Annotated in this window: 22 protein-coding genes; 9 read left to right on the plus strand and 13 right to left on the minus strand. The window is 70.7% G+C overall.

Annotated features, from left to right (window positions below):
- The 3 genes from JOY88_RS23175 to JOY88_RS04720 all read right to left on the minus strand — a co-directional run.
- Nucleotides 1–122, minus strand: a 122-nt coding sequence (locus JOY88_RS23175) for an IS1634 family transposase N-terminal domain-related protein (RefSeq protein ID WP_524539187.1), incomplete at its 3' end; no start/stop codon positions are given.
- A 142-nt stretch (nucleotides 123–264) separates the two neighbouring features.
- On the minus strand, nucleotides 265–2,034 hold the full coding sequence (locus tag JOY88_RS04715; protein ID WP_293500782.1) for a methyl-accepting chemotaxis protein: 1,770 nt from the start codon (nucleotides 2,032–2,034) through the stop codon (nucleotides 265–267).
- 54 nt (nucleotides 2,035–2,088) lie between these two features.
- A complete protein-coding gene (locus JOY88_RS04720; protein ID WP_293500783.1) occupies nucleotides 2,089–2,289 on the minus strand; it encodes a hypothetical protein in 201 nt (66 codons plus the stop codon).
- A 245-nt stretch (nucleotides 2,290–2,534) separates the two neighbouring features.
- On the opposite strand from JOY88_RS04720, the gene JOY88_RS04725 reads away from it, so the two are divergent.
- Nucleotides 2,535–4,334: an ABCB family ABC transporter ATP-binding protein/permease gene (locus JOY88_RS04725; protein WP_293500784.1), complete on the plus strand. Its 1,800-nt coding sequence runs from the start codon at nucleotides 2,535–2,537 to the stop codon at nucleotides 4,332–4,334.
- On the opposite strand, the gene JOY88_RS04730 is transcribed toward JOY88_RS04725, so the two are convergent.
- Genes JOY88_RS04730 through JOY88_RS04740 form a run of 3 tightly spaced genes read right to left on the minus strand, consistent with a single transcriptional unit; the run spans nucleotide 4,331 to nucleotide 5,585 of the window.
- A complete protein-coding gene (locus tag JOY88_RS04730) occupies nucleotides 4,331–4,654 on the minus strand; it encodes a hypothetical protein (protein ID WP_293500785.1) in 324 nt (107 codons plus the stop codon). The genes JOY88_RS04725 and JOY88_RS04730 overlap by 4 nt on opposite strands.
- Before the next feature lie 54 nt (nucleotides 4,655–4,708).
- On the minus strand, nucleotides 4,709–5,320 hold the full coding sequence (locus JOY88_RS04735; RefSeq protein WP_293500786.1) for a UPF0149 family protein: 612 nt from the start codon (nucleotides 5,318–5,320) through the stop codon (nucleotides 4,709–4,711).
- A gap of 25 nt (nucleotides 5,321–5,345) precedes the next feature.
- Nucleotides 5,346–5,585: a hypothetical protein gene (locus JOY88_RS04740; protein WP_293500787.1), complete on the minus strand. Its 240-nt coding sequence runs from the start codon at nucleotides 5,583–5,585 to the stop codon at nucleotides 5,346–5,348.
- Nucleotides 5,586–5,650: 65 nt separating this feature from the next.
- Between JOY88_RS04740 and JOY88_RS04745 the strand changes: the two genes are divergently transcribed.
- Nucleotides 5,651–6,496 carry a transposase gene (locus JOY88_RS04745; protein WP_293500788.1) on the plus strand — a complete coding sequence of 282 codons (846 nt, stop codon included), beginning with the start codon at nucleotides 5,651–5,653 and terminating at the stop codon, nucleotides 6,494–6,496.
- 75 nt (nucleotides 6,497–6,571) lie between these two features.
- Here the strand turns inward: JOY88_RS04745 and JOY88_RS04750 are convergent, their stop codons facing one another.
- Genes JOY88_RS04750 through JOY88_RS04765 form a run of 4 tightly spaced genes read right to left on the minus strand, consistent with a single transcriptional unit; the run spans nucleotide 6,572 to nucleotide 9,790 of the window.
- Complete coding sequence (locus JOY88_RS04750; RefSeq protein ID WP_293500789.1) at nucleotides 6,572–7,312, minus strand: LytR/AlgR family response regulator transcription factor; 741 nt, start codon at nucleotides 7,310–7,312, stop codon at nucleotides 6,572–6,574.
- Complete coding sequence (locus JOY88_RS04755) at nucleotides 7,309–8,328, minus strand: LytS family sensor histidine kinase (RefSeq protein WP_293500791.1); 1,020 nt, start codon at nucleotides 8,326–8,328, stop codon at nucleotides 7,309–7,311. The genes JOY88_RS04750 and JOY88_RS04755 overlap by 4 nt, the downstream gene beginning before the upstream one ends.
- Nucleotides 8,319–9,416: a sensor histidine kinase gene (locus JOY88_RS04760; protein WP_293500793.1), complete on the minus strand. Its 1,098-nt coding sequence runs from the start codon at nucleotides 9,414–9,416 to the stop codon at nucleotides 8,319–8,321. The genes JOY88_RS04755 and JOY88_RS04760 overlap by 10 nt, the downstream gene beginning before the upstream one ends.
- Nucleotides 9,413–9,790 (minus strand): hypothetical protein, encoded by a 378-nt coding sequence (locus JOY88_RS04765; protein ID WP_293500795.1) that lies wholly within the window; start codon nucleotides 9,788–9,790, stop codon nucleotides 9,413–9,415. The genes JOY88_RS04760 and JOY88_RS04765 overlap by 4 nt, the downstream gene beginning before the upstream one ends.
- A 202-nt stretch (nucleotides 9,791–9,992) precedes the next feature.
- Here JOY88_RS04765 and JOY88_RS04770 point away from each other — a divergent pair, with 202 nt between their 5' ends.
- Complete coding sequence (locus tag JOY88_RS04770; protein ID WP_293500797.1) at nucleotides 9,993–12,242, plus strand: penicillin-binding protein 1A; 2,250 nt, start codon at nucleotides 9,993–9,995, stop codon at nucleotides 12,240–12,242.
- A 7-nt stretch (nucleotides 12,243–12,249) separates the two neighbouring features.
- Here JOY88_RS04770 and JOY88_RS04775 read toward each other — a convergent pair whose 3' ends face one another.
- Both JOY88_RS04775 and JOY88_RS04780 read right to left on the minus strand, forming a co-directional pair.
- Nucleotides 12,250–12,636, minus strand: a complete 387-nt coding sequence (locus JOY88_RS04775) for a VOC family protein (RefSeq protein ID WP_293500799.1) — start codon at nucleotides 12,634–12,636, stop codon at nucleotides 12,250–12,252.
- Between the two features lie 34 nt (nucleotides 12,637–12,670).
- On the minus strand, nucleotides 12,671–13,366 hold the full coding sequence (locus JOY88_RS04780; protein ID WP_293500801.1) for a DUF4386 domain-containing protein: 696 nt from the start codon (nucleotides 13,364–13,366) through the stop codon (nucleotides 12,671–12,673).
- A 107-nt stretch (nucleotides 13,367–13,473) separates the two neighbouring features.
- Here JOY88_RS04780 and JOY88_RS04785 point away from each other — a divergent pair, with 107 nt between their 5' ends.
- Together JOY88_RS04785 and JOY88_RS04790 are read left to right on the plus strand one after the other, a co-directional pair.
- Nucleotides 13,474–14,184, plus strand: a complete 711-nt coding sequence (locus JOY88_RS04785) for a hypothetical protein (protein WP_293500803.1) — start codon at nucleotides 13,474–13,476, stop codon at nucleotides 14,182–14,184.
- 100 nt (nucleotides 14,185–14,284) lie between these two features.
- A complete protein-coding gene (locus JOY88_RS04790; RefSeq protein ID WP_293500805.1) occupies nucleotides 14,285–14,953 on the plus strand; it encodes a hypothetical protein in 669 nt (222 codons plus the stop codon).
- A 4-nt stretch (nucleotides 14,954–14,957) separates the two neighbouring features.
- On the opposite strand, the gene JOY88_RS04795 is transcribed toward JOY88_RS04790, so the two are convergent.
- Entirely contained in the window at nucleotides 14,958–15,488 is a 531-nt protein-coding gene (locus JOY88_RS04795) for an SRPBCC family protein (RefSeq protein ID WP_293500807.1), read from the minus strand.
- Nucleotides 15,489–15,573: 85 nt separating this feature from the next.
- Here JOY88_RS04795 and JOY88_RS04800 point away from each other — a divergent pair, with 85 nt between their 5' ends.
- From JOY88_RS04800 to JOY88_RS04815, 4 genes are all read left to right on the plus strand, one after another.
- Entirely contained in the window at nucleotides 15,574–16,428 is an 855-nt protein-coding gene (locus JOY88_RS04800; RefSeq protein ID WP_293500809.1) for a phytanoyl-CoA dioxygenase family protein, read from the plus strand.
- A gap of 227 nt (nucleotides 16,429–16,655) precedes the next feature.
- Nucleotides 16,656–16,865 (plus strand): hypothetical protein, encoded by a 210-nt coding sequence (locus tag JOY88_RS04805; RefSeq protein ID WP_293500811.1) that lies wholly within the window; start codon nucleotides 16,656–16,658, stop codon nucleotides 16,863–16,865.
- A 163-nt stretch (nucleotides 16,866–17,028) separates the two neighbouring features.
- Nucleotides 17,029–17,946, plus strand: coding sequence for a BON domain-containing protein (locus tag JOY88_RS04810; RefSeq protein ID WP_293500813.1), 918 nt, complete (start codon nucleotides 17,029–17,031; stop codon nucleotides 17,944–17,946).
- 120 nt (nucleotides 17,947–18,066) lie between these two features.
- The coding region (locus JOY88_RS04815) for an IS4 family transposase (protein ID WP_293500815.1) at nucleotides 18,067–18,928 on the plus strand (862 nt) is incomplete at its 3' end.

Genomic DNA, 18,928 nt, shown 5'->3' on the forward strand with positions numbered 1-18,928 from the left:
GCCGCGGAGAGGCTGGAGAGGTTGGCCAGCGTGCGCTTGCACACCCGAGCGCCTTCGCGGAAGGTCTCTCGCAGCAGCACGGTGGGGGTCGAGTTGCGATTCGGGACGATGTCGATGTGCATGACTACGTAGATAGTTCATTGACACAGAAAATTCAAGCAAATTACATGGGTACAAATACCTGGTCATTTGCCCAAGCAAAAGCGGCCTGCCTCATAGAGAGAACAGGCCGCTTGGCGGGCTTGGGGTGCGGGGAACTTCAGCCTAGAAGCTCTGCCAGTCATCGCCTTTCACGTTGTCGGCCTGCGCGGGCGCCACAACGGCCACGGGCCGGGTCATGCTGGGCTTGCGGGCGGCGGCGGAGGGCTTGACCTTCGCCTTTACAGCCTTGATGGCGGCCTGCGGAGGCGCCGGGGCGGGCCGCACCTCGTTGCGCGACTGCTTGCGCAGGTCCACCGCATCCACCTCGGCCAGAGATCTGTCGTTGTCGGTGAGGCGGAACACGCGGATGGCGTTGTGCACCTGGCCCACCTGGCTGTTCAGCGTGCTGGCGGCTGCGGCCAGTTGTTCCACCATCGCGGCGTTCTGTTGCGTGATCGAGTCCAGGTGCTGCACCGACTCGCCCACCTGGCCGACGCCGATGGACTGCTCGCGCGCGGCGCTGTCGATCTGCTCCAGCACGCGGCTCACGCGGGCCACCACTTCGGTCACCTCGTCCATGCGCAGCTTGGCGTCGCCCGCGCGCTGGCTGCCGGCCTCGACTCGGTTGCGCGATTCCTCGATCAGCGAGCGGATTTCCTTGGCCGCGCCGGTGGTGCGCTGGGCCAGCGCGCGTACCTCGCTGGCGACGACCGCGAAGCCGCGCCCCTGCTCGCCCGCGCGCGCGGCCTCGACGGCGGCGTTCAGAGCCAGGATGTTGGTCTGGAAGGCCACGCCCTCGATGACCTGGATGATGTCGCCGATGCGGCGCGAGGACTCGGCGATCTCCTGCATGGTGTCCACCACCGTATGCACGGCGTCCTGGCTGCGCTGTGCCACGCCGGCGGTGTCGCGCGCGAGCCGCGCGCCTTCGCCGGCCAGTTGCGAGGTCTGGCGCACGGTGCCGCCGATCTGCTCCATCGCCGCTGCCGTCTGCTCCAGGCTGCTGGCCTGGGATTCGGTGCGGGCCGACAGATCCTGGTTGCCGGTCGCGATCTCTTGCGCGCCTCCCAGCAGGTTGGCCACTTCGTGGCGCACGTCGCGCACGACGGTGCGCACCGACACGGCCAGCTGGGCCAGCGCCAGCTGCAGCCGGCCGATCTCGCCGCGACCGGTCACGGCGACGTTGCGGGTCAGGTCACCACCGGCCAGTTGGTTGGCCGTCGCGATGACGTCGCCCAGGGGGCGTACCGCCGAGGCGAGCAGGCCGACGCTGGCTATGCCCGTGCCGAGCAGCGCCGCCAGCAGCAGGCCCCACAGCGGCGCGCCGGCCCAGGCCGCCAGCAGCGGGAGCGCGGCGGCCAGCGCGGTCAGCCAGATGATCTGGCCGCGCAGCTGCGGCCGCAGCGCATACAGCAGGCGGCCGACCAGGTCGACGCGGCGCAGCTCGCCGTGATGCAGCACGTGCACGCGCCGGCCGGCGGCAGCCTCGGCGCTCATCGTCGCGTAGAGCCGCTCGCACTCGCGCACCTCCTCGTCGGTGGGCCGGGTGCGTACCGACAGATAGCCCACGATGCGTTCGCCGTCGCGCACCGGCGTGGCGTTGGCACGCACCCAGTAGTAGTCGCCGTTCTTGCGCCGGTTCTTCACGAGCGCGCCCCAGGGCAGGCCGCTCTGGATGGTCTCCCAGAGGTCGCGGAAGGCCTCTTCCGGCATGTCGGGGTGGCGCACGATGTTGTGCGGCTGGCCCATCAGCTCGTCGTTCGTGAAGCCGCTCACGGTGACGAAGTTGGTGTTGCAGTAGGTGATGCGACCCTTGAGGTCGGTGATGGAGATCAGCGTCTGGTCCGCCGGGAAGGCGTAGCTGTTCTGGGTCACCGGCAGATTGCTTCGCATGCGAGCCTCGCAAGTTGGGTGCGGCAAGCCAGCATAGCGACGCGCCCCTGGCCGTCAACGGCAGCGATGGGGCAGGGCCACGGACGTGAATAATGCCCGGCAGTCCGCGGCGGCCTCGGTGTCCAAGGCGCCGATGGCCCGGCGCGGCGGCGTGAGCGCCTCGCCCAGCTCGGCGCCATGACCGTCCGGCAGCGCGCCGTGGCGCTCGACGCAGTCCGGGGAAGCTTGCGCCAGGCTGTCGACCAGCAGCGGCAAGCCGCCACGGCACGGCCCGCTGCCCCGCCTGCAGGCCGTCGAGGCGGGGCATCTGCATCTCCATCAGCACGATTGAGCGCGTGGCCACCGGCCGGCACGGGGTCGGCCCGGTTCGCGCAACAGCCGCGCGGTGATGAGCGGGCTGATGGAGACGTCGTCGAACACCATCATGCGCAGGCCGGGAGCGGCGGCGTGACTCATCGCCTGCGGGCGCTGTCACCGAACCCGGCACGGACAATGCGGTGATGCGCGCCTCTTCTGTTCCGATCCCCGCTTCCGCTCCCAACGCCCCGCGCGGCGACTGGGGAACCGTGGGCCGCCTGTTGCCCTACCTCTGGCGCTACCGCTGGCGCGTCGGCCTGGCGCTGACCTTCATGCTGGGCGCCAAGCTCTGCAACGTGGGCGTGCCCATCCTGCTCAAGCACCTGGTCGACAGCCTGGATCTCAAGCCCGGTTCGCCGCAGACGCTGCTGGTCGTGCCACTGGGCCTGCTCGTGGCCTATGGCGCGCTGCGGCTGTCGACATCCCTCTTCACCGAGCTGCGCGAGCTGATCTTCGCGAAGGCCACCGAGGGCACGGCGCGCAGCATCTCGCTGCAGGTGTTCCGCCACCTGCACGAGCTCTCCCTGCGCTTTCACCTGGAGCGCCAGACCGGCGGCATGACCCGTGACATCGAGCGCGGCACGCGGGCCGTGCATTCGCTGATCAGCTATTCGCTCTACAGCATCGTGCCGACGCTGATCGAGGTGGTGCTGGTGCTGACGCTGCTCGGCGTGAAGTTCGACGTCTGGTTCGCCGGCATCACCGTCGCGGCGCTGGTCGTCTACATCGCCTTCACCGTCATCGTCACCGAGTGGCGTACCAAGTTCCGCAAGACGCTCAACGAGCTGGATTCGGTCGCTCACAGCCGGGCCATCGATTCGCTGCTGAACTACGAGACGGTCAAGTACTTCAACAACGAGGGCTTCGAGGCGGCGCGCTACGACGAGAGCCTGGAGAAGCTGCGCCGCGCCCAGCTGAAGAGCCAGACGACGCTGTCGCTGCTCAACACCGGCCAGCAGCTCATCATCGCCACGGCGCTGGTGCTGATGCTGTGGCGGGCCACGCAGGGCGTGGTGGACGGCCACATGAGCCTGGGCGACCTGGTCATGGTCAACGCCTTCATGATCCAGCTCTACATCCCGCTGAACTTCCTCGGGGTCATCTACCGCGAGATCAAGCAGGCGCTGACCGACATCGAGAAGCTGTTCCAGTTGCTGGACCGCCAGCGCGAGGTGGCCGATGCGCCCGGTGCCGCCGAGCTGCGCGTGGCCGGCGCCGGCGTCGTCTTCGACGACGTGCGCTTCGCCTACGACCCGCTGCGCCCCATCCTGCACGGCGTCAGCTTCGAGATCCCGGCGGGCAAGAAGGTGGCCGTGGTGGGCCCTAGCGGCTCGGGCAAGAGCACCTTGGCGCGGCTGCTGTATCGCTTCTACGACGTCGACGGCGGCCAGATCCGCATCGACGGCCAGGATCTGCGCGCGGTCACGCAGGCCAGCCTGCGCAAGGCCATCGGCATCGTGCCCCAGGACACCGTGCTCTTCAACGACACGGTGGCCTACAACATCGCATACGGCCGCCCCGGCGCGAGCCGGGACGAGGTGGAGGGCGCGGCGCGCGCGGCCCATATCCACGCCTTCATCGCAGCGACGCCGCTGGGCTACGACACCAGGGTCGGCGAGCGCGGGCTCAAGCTGTCGGGCGGCGAGAAGCAGCGCGTGGCCATCGCGCGCACGCTGCTGAAGAACCCGCCCATCCTCATCTTCGACGAGGCCACGTCGGCGCTGGACTCGACCAACGAGCGCGCCATCCAGGCCGAGCTGGAAGCGGTGGGCCAGGACAAGACCGTGCTCGTCATCGCGCACCGCTTGTCCACCGTCGTCGACGCGCACGAGATCCTGGTGCTGGAGCATGGGCGCATCGTCGAGCGCGGCCGCCACGACGAACTGCTGGCCAGGAGCGGCCGCTATGCGGAGATGTGGCGCCTGCAGCAGTCGGGAGACTAGTGCGGCTTCTTCGGCTTGTCGAAGCTCTTGGGACGGTAGACATTGCCGGTCCACTCGCCATCGGCGCGGCCATCGCGCGCGTCATGCAGGGCCGACTCGCGGGCGCGGCGGATGACGCGCTCGGCCTCCTGCGCGGCGGCGCGGGTCTGGCGCTGCTGGCGGCGCCAGCCGGTGACGCGCGCTACCTGCCGGCGCACCCAGGCGACGAGGCTGGCCACGCCGGCATCCACCCGGGCGCGCGCGCGGTAGGGCAGCGCCATGTGCACGCCCAGGGCGACGCAGACGGCCAGGCCGGTGGTGGCGAGCAGGGGCTGGAACATGGACTGAGTGTGAACCAAAAAGGGCACTCGCAACCACCCGTGTTGAGGGGTCGGTTACGCTTTCTGGCGCAGGGCCCACAACGCCAGCATGGCGTCAGGAATCCTCCGGCTGGCCTCGTCGCGCTCGACGGCCGAGCCCTCGGCCAGGCCGCCATCCTCGCCGCCCAGCGCCGCGATGGGCGCCAACAGCTCGGCGGTGCCGTCCGCGTCGAACAGCGGCGCCCAGGCCGTGGGCGCCAGCTCCACGGCCATGAGGAAACCGGCCGCCCAGTCCTCGGCGTCAGCGTACTCCGTGTCCTCGTCGTCGCCGTCGGCGAAGCTGAAGATGGGTTCCCAGGCCTGCGGGCCGTGGGTCCAGGCCATGGCGATGGAGTGCAGATGGCGCAGCACCAGCATGACGACCTTCTTGCGTTGCTTGCCGCTGGCAAAGGGTGCCGGGTCGGGGCCAACGTCACCGCCCCAGACGAGTGGCAGCCAGGCCTCGCCGGGGAGGCTGGCAAGCTCCCGCCCCGGCGTCAGCAACAGGCCTGCCAGGTAGCCGTCCAGGGCCTCGGCATTCATGGCCGCATCGGTCGGCAGCGCGGCGAGCAGTTCATCGACGTCGTTGACCTCTTCGTCGGAAAGAGGCCGGTTGTCGGAGGCGGGGTTGTAGCGGGGGTACTGCATGGGTGTCTTCCTCTGGCTCGCGCGTTCAGCCGTGGCGGCCGTGGCGGCTCTTGGGTTTCTTGCTGTCGAACTCGGCGATCTGGGCCTTCAGCAAGGCCATCAGAACGCGGGCGTTCTGCTCGGTCATCACCAGCAGGGTGCTGGGCTCGATGCCATCGACGGGCACACGGTTGGACACGAGTGCATCGACCTTGAACAGGATCTGGCCGTGCAGGTTGTTGGCGGCGGCCTTGAACTTTTGGATTTCGATCTGATGGGTCTTCATGGGGCGGGGGGATGGCCGTCAGGCCGCCATCTTGCCATTCCAGACGGCGCGCCTTAATGTGGCGCATGGCCCGGCCTCCTCGACTCGAGATTGCCGGCGCGGTCTATCTGATCGGCGCCCACTGCCCGTTTGAGGGTGGGCAACCGGCCTTTGTCGACGAGGTCGACCGGGTCGAGATGCTGGCCTTGTTCGCCCAGGCCCTGCACCGTTTCGATGCGCAGGCCCTGGCCTACTGCCTGCTGCCCGACCATTACCACCTGCTGCTGTTCACGCGCCGCGCCAACCTCTCGCAGCTGATGCGGCACGTGAACGGCGTCTACACCCAGCACCACCAGCGCCGCCATGGCTTCAGCGGACCGCTGTTCCAGGGGCGCTTCCATGCAGTACTGGTGGACCGGGAGCACCATTTGCTGGATGCCTGCCGCTACATCGATCTCAACCCGGTGCGTCTGGGCCTGGCGCGGGGTGCGGCGGGCTGGCCGGGTTCGAGCTTTCGCGCGCTGGCTGCCATGGAGGCAGGGCCCGAATGGCTGGACGTGGACGGCCTGCATGGCCACCTGCTGGGCCGGCCGGCCGTCACGCCCGCCCAGCACCGCCTGGCCGGCGAGCGCTATGCGCGACTGGTGGCCTCCGAGCCCGGCCTGCAGCTGTGGCCGGGCCGGTTGCGCGAGCAGATCTTCCTGGGCGACGCCGACTTCGCCGCGCGCATGCGGGCTGCCGCGGCCGCGCCGCGTCGCGTGGCGCGCACCGGCTTCGGCGAATGGCTGCGCCGTGCCGGAGGCATCCGTGAGCAGGCGCTGTGGCTGGCGCACACCGAAGGCGGCATCGCGATGACGGAGCTGGCCGGCCAGCTCGGGCTGTCGGTGTCGCGCGTGAGCCGGCTCATCGCGGCGGCCGAGCGCGCGGTGTGAACGCCCCCTCGTCCAAGGCGGACCTTGGCCGGGCCGGCGCTCGGCCTGTCGGCGCCGGGAGGTCGAAGGCACTGCTCAAAGTTGCTTGAACCGGTGCGCATAGCTGGGGCTGACCTCCAGCGTCTCCGGCCTGTCCTTCAGCGCGATGCTGAGCTTGCCGCTCAGCGAGCGGCCCACCGACTTGATGGCCCGCGCATTGACGATGGTGGAGCGGTGCACCTGCCAGAAATGCTCGCCGTCCAGGCGCGCGACGAGCTCCTTCAGCGGCAGCGATATCAGCGCCTCCGAGTCGGCCGTGACGACGGCGACGTACTTGTTGTCGGCGCGGAAATAGGCCACGTCCTCCACGGTGATGAGCTGCAGCTCGCGGCCGCGCTGCACGGTGATCCAGCGCAGTGGTTCGACACTGGCGGCCGGCGCCGTGCGCGCGGCCAGGCCGCCCAGGTCGGCCGGTGCCTGGTGCAGGCGTTCCTTCAGCCGCAGCAGCGTCTTGGCCATGCGCACCGGGTCCAGCGGCTTGAGCAGATAGCCGACGGCGCCCTCGTCGAAGGCCTGCACCGCGTAGCGCTCGTGGGCCGTGATGAAGACGACATGGGCTCGGCGGCCGATGAGCTGGGCCACCTCCAGGCCGGAGAGGCCCGGCATCTGCACGTCCAGGAAGCAGACCTGCGGCGCCAGCTGCTCCACCAGGCGCAGCGCCTCGTGGCCGTCGCGCGCCATGCCGACGACCTGGGCCTCGGGCCACTGGCGCAGCAGCTCCTCGCGGATCTCCGCGGCCAGCAGGGCTTCGTCTTCGGCAATCAGGATTCTTGTCATGTCGGCGTGGGCCAGGTCAGCTGGAACAGGGGCATATGTTCGGCGAGCAGGGTGAGCGATGCGGCCTCGCCATGCACCGCGCGCAGGCGCTGGGCCAGCTCGGCGACCGGCACGGCCTCGGCGGCGCGGCGCGTGCGCGCGGCGTCGGGGCCCAGGGCCTGCAGGCGCAGTTCGGCCATGCCGGCGCTGGCGTGCAGGGACAGGCTCCACAGCGTCGCGCCCTCGTCCAGCAGCGGGCGCACCAGCGGCAGCAGCACCATGGGTGCCAGCGGCCAGTCCGGTGGCTCGGCCAGGCCGGCGAGGTGCAGTCGCTCCGTGTGCTGCGCGTCTGCACTGACGAGTTTGGCGTAGGCGCGCAGCGCGGCGATCTCGCGCGCCAGCGTCGATACCTCGGCCTCCACGTGCGGCTGCAGCGCGCGCAACAACTCGATCAGCGCGGCCAGCCGCAGGCGGGCGCGCTGGGGCTGGCGCAGCAGTTCGTCGTCGACGGCGGCCAGCCGTTCGGACAGCAGCGCCGGGTCCACGCGCGCCTGCAGCGCCAGCAGCTGCGTGGCGGCGAGCTGGCGCTCGCGCAGCATGGTTGCGTCTTGCAGTAAGGACAACCGGGCCTGCGCCTGCCGCGAGAAGCGCAGTTGCGCGTAGACGGTCACGCCAAGGCCATGCCAGATCAGCGTCGTGCCAGCCAGGGCGAAGTCGTTCTCCCAGGTCCACCAGTCCGCCTTGCCGAGCAGCGGGTAGAGGGCCGGCGCGATGACCCAGATTCCGCCCACGACGGTCGCCACGGCGACGCCGGGGTAGGCCACCCAGCCTGGCAGCCGGTCCGCGTCGACGAGGGCGTCGGCCAGGCGCAGCAGCAGCACGGCGGGCACGCCGAACTGCAGCACGTTGTAGGCCAGCGCGTTGAGGGTGTCGTAGCCGGCGAAGTCGTTGTCCAGCGGAGTGCCGTTGGCCACCAGAGTGCAGGCGCCGACGAGGATCATCCAGCCGAGGTCGCCGGCGCGGAACTTCAGGGCCACGGCAACTGCACGCGGGCGATGAGGCCGCGCGGCTGGTTGAGGTGCAGGCTCAGCCTGGCGGCGGCGCCATGTGCCGCGGCCAGGCGGGCGCGCAGTGTCGCCAGGCCGGTGCCGCTGCCGCTGCCGCTGGCCATGCCGGTGCCGGTGTCGGCAACCTCCAGCCGCAGCAGGCCGGCCTCGTCCGGATCGGGGCCGGCGCGTACCAGGATGTCGCCGCCGCCCACCTGCGGCGCGATGCCATGCTTGATGGCGTTCTCGGCCAGCGTCAGCAGGCAGGTGGAGGGCACGACCACCTCGTCCAGGCCCGGTGCGATGTCGTAGTGCAGGCGCAGCCGGTCGGGCCCGATGCGGCGCTGGTGCAGGGCAAGGAAGGCTCGCACCAGCTCCAGCTCGCGCGCCAGCGGCGTCTCGGCCTGGCGAAGCTCGGGCAGGGCGGCGGCCAGGTAGCGGCGCAGGTCGGCCAGCATCGCGTGCGCGCTGAAGGCGTCGGTGCTGGCCAGGCGGCGCAGGTGGGCCAGCGTGTTGAACAGGAAATGCGGCTCGACCTGGGCCTGCAGCAGTGCCGCGCGGGCGGCGTCGAGCTGGCGGGCCTGGTCCTGCTCTGCGCGACTCAGGCGCTCGGCATGGGCCTCGCCGCGGCGGCCGCGCTGGCGGTACTCCAGGCCCAGGCAGATGCAGGTGGAGAAGGTCAGCAGGATCTGCAGCTTGTAGGCGCTGACATGGGCGTCCGGCGTCCCGATGGCGCGCAGCCGGCGGTTCAGCAGCGCGCCCAGCAGCGCCAGCCCGACGATCTGCAACGCCAGCAGTGCGTTGCGCGCCTGCGGCTGGCGCGGCAGCAGGCCTTGCGTCGCGGCGGCGCCCAGCCACAGCAGCCACAGCAGCAGGGCCACGCCGAAGGCGCTGCGCAGCGTCGAGTCGAGTAGGCAGTTGGCGCCGTCGCCATGCTGTATCCACAGCGCGCAGCGCACCGACGCGGACAGCAGCAGCGCCAGGGCCAGCGCGAGGCTGATCGCGGCAGCCGCCACCAGGCTGCGCCAGTGCAGGGGGGCCAGGCGCGATGCGGCGGGCATGCGGGGGAGGTCGCTCAACGGGGCTGAGTGGGTGGGGTGGGGCGGGTCTGGGCCGCCATGGCCGAAGCTGCGGCCGACGGCGGTGCGGGGTCGACGAAGCGGATGTTAAGGACGTAGCGCTGCGGCGTGCCCGGCTGGCAGTCCAGCGCCAGCACCGCGTTGCGCACCGGGGCGCGATACAGGCGCGAGCCGTCCAGCGCCAGCAGCCGGGCGCTGCCGTCGGCGTCGACCTCGAATTCCACGCGCACCTCGCCGTCGCGGTCGATGCGCTGCTTGGCGCCGGCCAGGGATTCGCTGAGCCGCGCGCCGGCCTCGGGGCAAGCGGCGGGGGCTGCGAAGGCGGCGGGGGCGGCGGCGAGCAGCAGCAGGGGCAGGGGCAGCATTTGTCTCATGGCGATCTCCAGGGTGTTCGATGGCGCAAAGTTAGAGATCGCCGTGCCTCCGGTCAGCCGCCGCCGGACGAAGCCCGGGGATGGCCCGACGAAGCGGTGGCTGCGGCCGACGGCGCGCGGGCGGCCATGACTTCCGGCAGAGGCCGCGGCGCGGCCTGCCGGGGCGCTAAGCTGCCGGCCTGCCAAGATGCCCGAGAGATCCGTGCTGCGACGTTCTGCCCTTGTCCAGGCCCTGCAGGGCCGCCCCTGGTTGCTGGTCCTGCTGGGCCTGCCCGTCGTCCTGCTGCTCGTCGGCGCCATCGTCGCGCTGGTCCTGTGGCAGCAGTTGCCGGCGCTGGACGTGCTGACCGACTATCAGCCCCACCAGCCGCTGCGCGTGATGAGCGCCGACGGCCAGCTGTTGGGCGAGTTCGGCGCCGAGCGGCGCCGCTTCGTGCCGCTGAAGGACATCCCCAAGCCGCTGCAGGACGCGCTGCTGGCCGTCGAGGACGCCGACTTCTACGAGCACTCGGGCCTGGATTTTGGCGGCATCGTGCGCGCGATGTTCCGCAACCTGACGCACCGCGGCCCGTTGCACGGCGCATCGACGATCACGCAGCAGCTCGCCCGCGACACCTACCTGACCAAGGAGCAGCGCTGGTCGCGCAAGGTCGTCGAGGCCCTCCTGGCCCTGAAGATCGAGCGCACGCTGACCAAGGAGCAAATCCTCGAGATCTACATGAACCAGATCTTCCTTGGCAACCGCGCCTATGGCTTCGCGGCGGCGGCCGAGCGTTACTACGGCAAGACGCTGGACCAGCTCAACATGGCCGAGATGGCGCTGCTGGTGGGCCTGCCCAAGAACCCGATGGGCTTCAACCCGGTGCAGAACCTGGGACGGGCCAAGCGCCGCCAGGCCGTCGTGCTGGAGCGGCTCGCCGCCGTGGGCCTGATCACCGCCGAGCAGGCCGGGGCGGCGCGCGAGCAGCCGCTTGACATCCAGCGCCCCAAGCGCCTGGCCGGCATCGCCGACCATGCTGCCGAGCAAGTGCGCCAGGAGATGCTGACCCGCTTCGGCGAGGCGGCCTACACGCGCGGCCTGACGGTGACGACCACGCTGCTCTACGCCGAGCAGGCGGCGGCCCAGGAGGCGCTGCGCCACGCCTTGTTCGAGCTGGAGCGCCGCCAGCCCTTCCGCGGCCCTGAAGCGACCGTCGAGCTACCGGTGGGCGACGATGTGGACGATGCGCTGGACGCCGCCTTCGACGCCCACCCCGACCTCGGCGAACTGCGTACCGCCGTGCTGCTGGAGCAGGACAAGGGCTCTGCCAAGCTGGCGCTGGGCGACGGCGAACGCATCACGCTGAAGGGTGCTGCACTGCGGCCGCTGCAGAACCTCAAGCGCGGCGCCGTGCTGCGCGTGCTGGAGTCGGGCAAGCAGTGGCAGATCAGCCAGACGCCCCAGGCCGAGGGCGCCGTCGTCACGCTGGACCCGGCCACCGGCGCCATCCGCGCGCTGGTGGGCGGCTTCGACTTCACGCGCAACCAGTTCAACTCCGCCACCCAGGCCTGGCGCCAGCCGGGATCGGCCTTCAAGCCGTTCATCTATTCGGCGCTGATCGAGCAGGGCGCCTGGGCAGGCACGCTGGTCAGTGACCAGCCCTTCGCGCAGGGCGACTGGACGCCGCGCAACTACGACGGCCAGTACGAGGACGCGCTGACGCTGCGCGAGGCCCTGGCCAGGTCCAAGAACATGGTCACCATCCGCATCGCGCAGGCCCTGGGTCCGGAGCGCGCGCGAGCCTGGGCCGCGCGCTTCGGGCTGGACGAGGACAAGCAGCCGCTGAACCTGACGATCGCGCTGGGCACCGGCTCCGTCACGCCGCTGCAGATGGCACAGGCCTATGCCACCTTCGCCAATGCGGGCCAGTTGCCCACCGGCTGGCTGATCCAGCGGGTGCAGGACGCCCAGGGCGAGACCATCTGGAAGGCCGACCCGCCCAAGCCCCGCCCCGCCATCAGCGCGCGCAACGCCTTCATGACCTCGCAGCTGCTGGCCGCCGTCGCGCGCGAGGGTACGGCGGCGCGGGCCAGCGCGATGCTGGGCCGCTGGGACCTCTACGGCAAGACCGGCACGACCAACGATGCCGTGGATGCCTGGTTCTGCGGCTTCCAGGCCACGCGCGCCGGCGCGGTGTGGATAGGCTACCCGCAGCCGAAATCGCTGGGCGAGCGCGAGAGTGGCGGCGGCCTGGCCCTTCCCGTCTGGGTCGCGACCATGGCGGTCGCGCTCAAGGGCCAGCCCAACACCCAGATCGAGCCGCCCGCCGAGGGCCTGGTGCAGCAGGATGGCAACTGGTTCTACTCGGAGTTCGCGGGCGAACTGGCGATCGCGCGCATCGGCCTGCCCGCCGCCGCGGAGCCGGCCTCGGCGCCCGAGACCGGCAGCTCCGAGCCGCTGCGCGGCTATTGACGCCCGGCTACTGGCCTGCCGGCGGCTCCCAGAGCTCGATCTTGTTGCCGTCAGGGTCCATGACCCAGCCGAACTTGCCGTACTCCGAGTCCTGCGGCTCGCCGACGACCTCGCAGCCCTCGGCGCGCAGCACCGCGAGCAGCCCGTGCAGGTCGGCCACGCGGTAATTGACCATGAAGGGTGCCGCGCTCGGCGCGAAGTAGGCGGTGTCGGCCTTGAACGGCGTCCAGATCGTCGTGCCCGCGCCGCCGGGATTGTCCGGCGTGGCCCAGGAGAAGGCCGCCCCGCCCCAGGTCTGCACGTCGACGCCGAGGTGGGTCCGATACCACTCGGACAGGGCCGCGGGGTCGCGGGACTTGAAGAAGATGCCGCCTATGCCGGTCACGCGTTTCATGGAAGCCTCCTGAAGTGGCGCGGCGCCGATTTCATCATGCGTTGCGGCGCCGGCCCAGGGTCAGCCAGAGCGCGAACAGCAGCTCGCCGACAAAGGCCGGCAGCAGCACCGCGGGGAACAGCAGCTTCGCGACGTCCGGCGCCAGCAGCAGCGCGAAGCTGTTGAGCAGGTAGGCCAGGCCCGCGAGCACCAGCAGCCCGCCCAGCACGCGCGGCAGCACGCCGCTCGCGGCGATCAGCGCGCCTCGGATGACGCAGGCACAGCCGAAGAAGATCAGTCCGATGCCGAAGCCCTGGCCATGCAGCTGCACGGCCAGCATCGCCAGTGCCTCGCGCTGGCCCGGCGGGAAGGCGGCGCCTATGGTGGGCCCGGTCAGTAACTCCAGCGACGCGAGCAACTGCACGCGGTTGGCGACGAGCACGGCCGTCTGCACGAGGTTGAGGCCGGTGGCCGTCAGCGCCAGGGCCTCGTTCACCGGCCGCAGCAGCCGCCACAGCATGACGATGACCGGCAGGTCCAGCACCTGCATCAACAAGTCGGCCGCGAGGCCCAGACGCCATAGCTGGGGATGGGCTGCGATGCGCTGCGCCGTCGCGGCGGCATCGCCGGCCACGACCAGTTGGCCACGCACGCCGAGCTCGCTCCACAGGCCGAGGGCGATGATGGCCAGGTAGCACAGGCCGGCGAGGCGGAATTCGCGGCGGCCAACGTCGGAGGGCAGGTGGTGCATGGGGTGGTGGAAGCGGGGATGCGCGACAGGACGCAACGCGGGTAACAGTTTCTTGGCGCTGCGGGGTGGCCCTAGAGTAGTCGGTTGTATTACTGCCGCTGTTCGCCATGCGCCGCTCGCCCCTCGTCCCCGCCATCCTCGTCCTGCTGCTGGCGGGCTGCGCCTCGGTGCGCCAGGGTGGTGACACGCGCGTGGCGCCGCCGGGGGTGCGCATGGCCCAGCAGCCGGCGGTGGCGGGCGTGGCCGAGGAGAGCTTCGGCCGGCCGGCCTGGGGCCGGCAGGGCGAGTTCATGCTGAATGGCCAGCGTGTGCGCTACGAGCGCGGCGCCGACAGGCTGGCGCTGTTCGAGGCCTTGCCGGCCGGCGTGCGCACACCGCTGCGTTTCAGCTGGGCGGGGCCGGCGGGCGACAGCGTGACCGTCTGCGAGGGCTGGGCGCCCGAGACCAGCGCCAATGCCCGCCTGGTTGATGCCCGGCCCTGGGTGCTGAGCTGCCGCTGGGGCAGCGCACCGGCCGCGATGCTGCAGATCGGCGAGGGCCAGATGCGCCGCGGCAAGCTCAGCCGCGAGGGAGCCTACCGTCGTGGCGAGCTGACGGTGGGCCTGCGTTCAGCGCATCTCTACGAAGGCAACCCCGCTCCGCAGACCATGGCGCTCGGCTACGAGATGCTGTACCAGGGCAGCGTCGTCGGCAGCCTGGACCTCAGCGGCCCGTTGCCGCGCCTGCGCCGGCCCGACCCGGCCACGCCATTGGGCCGCGCCGTCACCGAAGCCGCGCTGGCCCTGGCCCTGGTGTCCGAGCCCTTGCCGTCGCGCTGAGCCCCCTCAAGCCGGGGCATGACGGCAGGCAGGGGTGAGGACCGGCATGTGCCGGCCCGCCCTCTAGAGTGCCGCCTCGGACTCGACGAACGGGGGCTGTATGCGATCTTCACGGGCACTGGGAGCCGCGCTGCTGGTGGTTCTGGCCGGCTGTGGCGTGGTGCGCGAGGCGCGCATGGCGCAGCCGGCGTCGCTGGCCGCCGTTCCCGAGGAATCCTTCGGCAAGCCGGGCTGGGGGCGGCGTGGCGAGGTCGAGCTGGCCGGCCAGCGCGTGCGCTACGACCGCGGCGCGGACCGGCTCTCGCTGTTCGACACCGTGGCGACCGGGCGCGCACCGCTGCGCTACACCTGGTCCAGCGCGGCCGGCGACAGCGAAGCCGACTGCACGGCGCGCCAGACCGAGGTGACGGGCGGCGTGCTGGCTCTGGCCACCAAGCCCTGGACGCTGAACTGCCGCTGGCGCGGCGCCTCGGACGCCACGCTGCAGATCGGCGAGGGTCGGGTGCAATGGGGCCAGGCCACGCGCGAGGGCAGCTACCAGCTTGATGCGCTGACGCTAACTCTGCGCTCGGTGCACCAGCTGGAGGGCGGCGCGATCGCGACGGCCGCTCCGGTCGGCTACGAGATGCTGTACGGCGGCCAGATCGTTGGCAGCGTGGACCTGAGCCGCGGCGTGCCCCGGTTGCGCCGGCCCGACCCTGGCACGGCGCTGGGCCGCGCGGTCACCGAGGCGGCGCTGGCGCTGGCCCTCGTGTGGGAGCCGAGCTGACCGCTCAGGCCTTCTCGGCCAGCGCCTTCAGGTTGGCCAGGCCGGCGTCGAAGTCCGGCCCCACCATCTTGTCCATGAACAGGCCCATCCAGCGGTAGACGGGGTTGGAGCCCATGTCGCCGTTCATGGTCCAGGTGACCTGGGTGGCGCCGCCATTGGTGTCCAGGCGGAAGTCGCCGGTGGAGGTGGTGCCGAAGTCAGGGAAGAAGAGGTCGTAGCCCAGGCGCTTGGGCGGCTCGGCGCTCGTGAAGCTCATGCGGCCGTCGCCCTGGCTCTTGCTCTTCCAGGCCCAGACGGCGCCGGCGCCCGAGGCGGGGCCGCTGTACTCGATGGCCATGTCCGGGTCGCGCCGGTTCCAGGCGCTCCATTGCTTCCAGGCGCGCGGGTCGGCGATGAGTGCGTAGATCTTCTCCGGCGCGGCGTTGATCGTCAGCGTGCGCGAGACCGTGAACTTGGGCGACAGCATCAGCCCGCCGCCCAGGCACAGGGCCAGCAGCGCGACGACGGCGATCAGCAAGACCTTGAGTGCTTTCATTGGGGCTCTCCCGGGAATTGAGGTGGGCGCACTGTGGGGGCGACCCACCGGCCACACAATCCGCACAACTCCCTCCCGCAAGCATATGAAGATCGACGCCGACCGCGCTTCCCTCTACGCCGAGCAGGGCTATCTCGTCATCCCCGGCTTCAAGTCAGCCGCCGACATCGCCGCGCTGCGCGAGCGCGCGCTGGCGATCGTCGACGCCTTCGACCCCGGCGAGCGGCGCCCGGTCTTCACGACCGAGGAGCAGCAGCGCCATGTCGACGACTACTTCCTCGACAGCTGCGACCAGGTGCGCTGCTTCTTCGAGGAGGAGGCCTTCGACGCCGAGGGCCGGTTGCGCGTGCCCAAGGAGCTGGCCATCAACAAGATCGGCCATGCGATGCACGACCTCGACCCCGTTTTCAGTGCCTTCTCCAAGGGCGAGGCGCTGCGCGGCGTTGCCGCAGGGCTGGGCCTGGCGCGGCCGCAGGTCTGGCAGAGCATGTTCATCTTCAAGCAGCCCGGCATAGGCGGCGAGGTCCGCTGGCACCAGGACGCCAGCTTCTTCGAGAGCGACCCCATCACGGTGACGACCTTCTGGTTCGCGCTGGAGGATGCGACGTTGCAGAACGGCTGCCTGTGGACGGAGCCTGGCGGACACCGCGGCCCGCGCGGCGTGCTGCGCGAGCGCTTCGTGCGCGAGGGCCGCAAGGCCTGGATGGAACCGCTCGACGCGACGCCCTGGCCGGCGGCGGATTCCGCGCAGGCCATCCCGCTGGAGGTGGCCGCCGGCTCGCTGGTGATCTTCCACGGCCTGCTGCCGCATTACTCGGCGGCCAACCGCTCGGACAAGTCACGCCATGCCTACACGCTGCACGTGACCGACGCGGCCAGCCGCTACTCGCCTCGCAACTGGCTGCAACGTGGCGCCGCCCTGCCCGTGGGCGGCTTCTAGTGTCATGAGCTGGAAGCTCGTTGAATTGTGTTCAACGAGCGCCTGTGCTCGCATCGTGTGCGTGCGAGGGGAGGCCGATGCCTTGAGGAAGATCCAGTCAGCGCTGGCGCCTGGCGAAGAGGAGCGCTAACAGCTGACGGCGCTGACGCTGCGGCGCAAGACGTCTCAGGCACCGGCGCTGCGCGAGCGCATCGTGGTTGGGTGCGCCAGCGGGTGACGCCCGGACGGTGTCCAGATGGCGCGCCCGGTTTGTCGAGTTGTGCTGGATGGTTTGCTGGACCGCGCAATACATCCGGCGCGCTATCCATTGCCCGGGACGCCAGCTCGGGCAGGCGATTCACCGCCACCTTGAATTCAACAAGGTCAACTCCAAGCCGTTCTCCTGGGCCAAGTTTGCCGACGGCATCCTCGCCAGCATCGAGCGGTCCTGCCTGTGAACTTCTGACCAATGGCACCAGGGCACGCTCACAGCCCTCACAAACCCACACGCCCGCGGCCCCTTGTCCTACAGGGCAAGGCAGCCCAGGCCGGCATGGCGGAGGTGGCGGGCTCCCAAGAATGGCTCCATCACAAACGTCGATTCCGACGCAGGAGGCAGAGATGAAGTTTCCCAAGTCCATGCATGCCGAGGGCTTCTACGATCACATCGATACGTCAGCTCCCGCGGCATCCAGGTCCGGGTCGAGGCCGATCGTGAAGGCCGGCGCGAGGCCGCTGCTGCGCGAGGCTGCGGTGGCCGCGCCGCCCGCGGAGCGCACGCCCGCCGCGCCGGCGACGCGGGCCGCCACCCCAGCGCCGCGTGCCGGCGCCGCGCCGTGGATCTGGGGGGCCGGCGCCGCCATCTTGCTGATAGGCCTCGTCGTCGCGATGTCGCACAATTTGTCCGGCCCGGAGCCCGTGCCGGCCGCCGTCGTGGGCCAGGCCAGCCTGTCGCCGGAGGACGCGCAGCTGCAATCCGCGCCGCCTGGCGCCGGCCCGGGCGTGACGGCGCCAGAGCCCGCGCCGGCCGTGACCGAGGCTCCGGTGGCCGTGGCACCCAAGGTCGAGCCGCTGGCCAATGTCGAGCGCGCCGAGCCGTCGCCCGCGCCCAGAGCGCCGACGCCCCGGACCGAGACGCTGGCCCAGGGCTCGCCGCCGCCCATCCAACTGCGGGAGCCGGCCCTGCTGCCGCTGCCCGTCGCGACGCCGCCCCCGGCCGTCGCACCACCCGAGGCCGCTCCGGTCGCTCCGCCGCTGGCCCAGCAGACACCGCCGGCCACGTCCGACCCCGAGGACAGCGGCATCACCGTGAAGGTACGTCTGGCCCTGGCCGCGGATGCCGCGCTGGCCGCCGTGCCCATCGCCGTCAGCACCGAGCATGGCGTCGTCAAGCTGGAGGGCCAGGCACCCGATGCCCAGGTCCGCGAGCGTGCCACCGTCGTCGCCGCGGCCACGACGGGCGTCAAGGCGGTGGACAACCGGCTGACATTGCCGCCGCTGGCTTCGCTGGAACCGCAGCGCGTCGGCAACGGCGGCTGAGGCCGCTTCGCAGCGGCATGAAAAAGGCGCCCCGCGGGGCAATGCCAGTCAGTTAAGCCTCTGAGCCGCTGACTGCAGTTAAAAAGGGGAACGGGTTGAACACGTTCCCTTTTTTGCTTGATGGGCCTGCTTGAGAGTGCGCTGCGCCAGCCCCTGCCCCGAGTTCCCGAGCGGCTCGATGAACTCAGCGCCTTGATCGATCCAAGCTGGATCAATCAGGCGCTGGCAGCCAGCGGGAAGGGCGCGATCCGCAGCCGCAAGCTGCCAGCCGAGCATGCCGTCTGGCTGGTGATCGGGCTGGCGCTGTTTCGCAACCGGCCGCTGTGGCAAGTTGTCCAGCAACTGGATCTGAGCTTGCAAGGGCAGTCGCTGCCTGCACCCAGCGCCAGCGTGCAGGCTCGCCAGCGCCTGGGTGAAGAACCACTGGCTGAGCTGTTCGGCCTGTTGACCCGGGCCTGGAGCCACACCGCGGCAAGCCCTGGAGCGCTTCGCGTGCTGGCCGTGGATGGCGTGGTGTGGTCGGCGCCGGACTCCCCCGAGAACCGCGCGCAACTGGGCAGCTGCAGCACCCAGCACGGCCCCTTGCCCTGGCCGCAGATTCGGGCCACCTGCCTGATGGACACCCACAGCCACGAGCTGCTGGATGCCAAGCTCGGCGGCATGGACTGCGGCGAGCTGAGCCTTGCCGCACAGCTGCAGGGGCAGGATCACTCGGTGACCCTGTTTGACAGAGCCTACTTCTCGGCGGCCTTCCTGCTGGACTGGCAAGCCGCGGGCCCCCAGCGTCACTGGCTGATGCGAGCCAAGGACAAGCTACGCCATGAAGTCATTCAACCGCTTGGCGAGGGCGACGCCCTGATCCGCATGCCGGTCTCCCCACAGGCCCGCAAATCGCGTCCGGAGCTGCCCAGCCATTGGCAGGCTCGACTGATCGAGGTCAGCGTCGGCGGCCGCGTGCGGCGCTTCATCACCTCGTTGCAAG

It is taken from the genome of Roseateles sp., assembly GCF_019237615.1.
Taxonomy (GTDB): Bacteria; Pseudomonadota; Gammaproteobacteria; order Burkholderiales; family Burkholderiaceae_C; genus Pelomonas.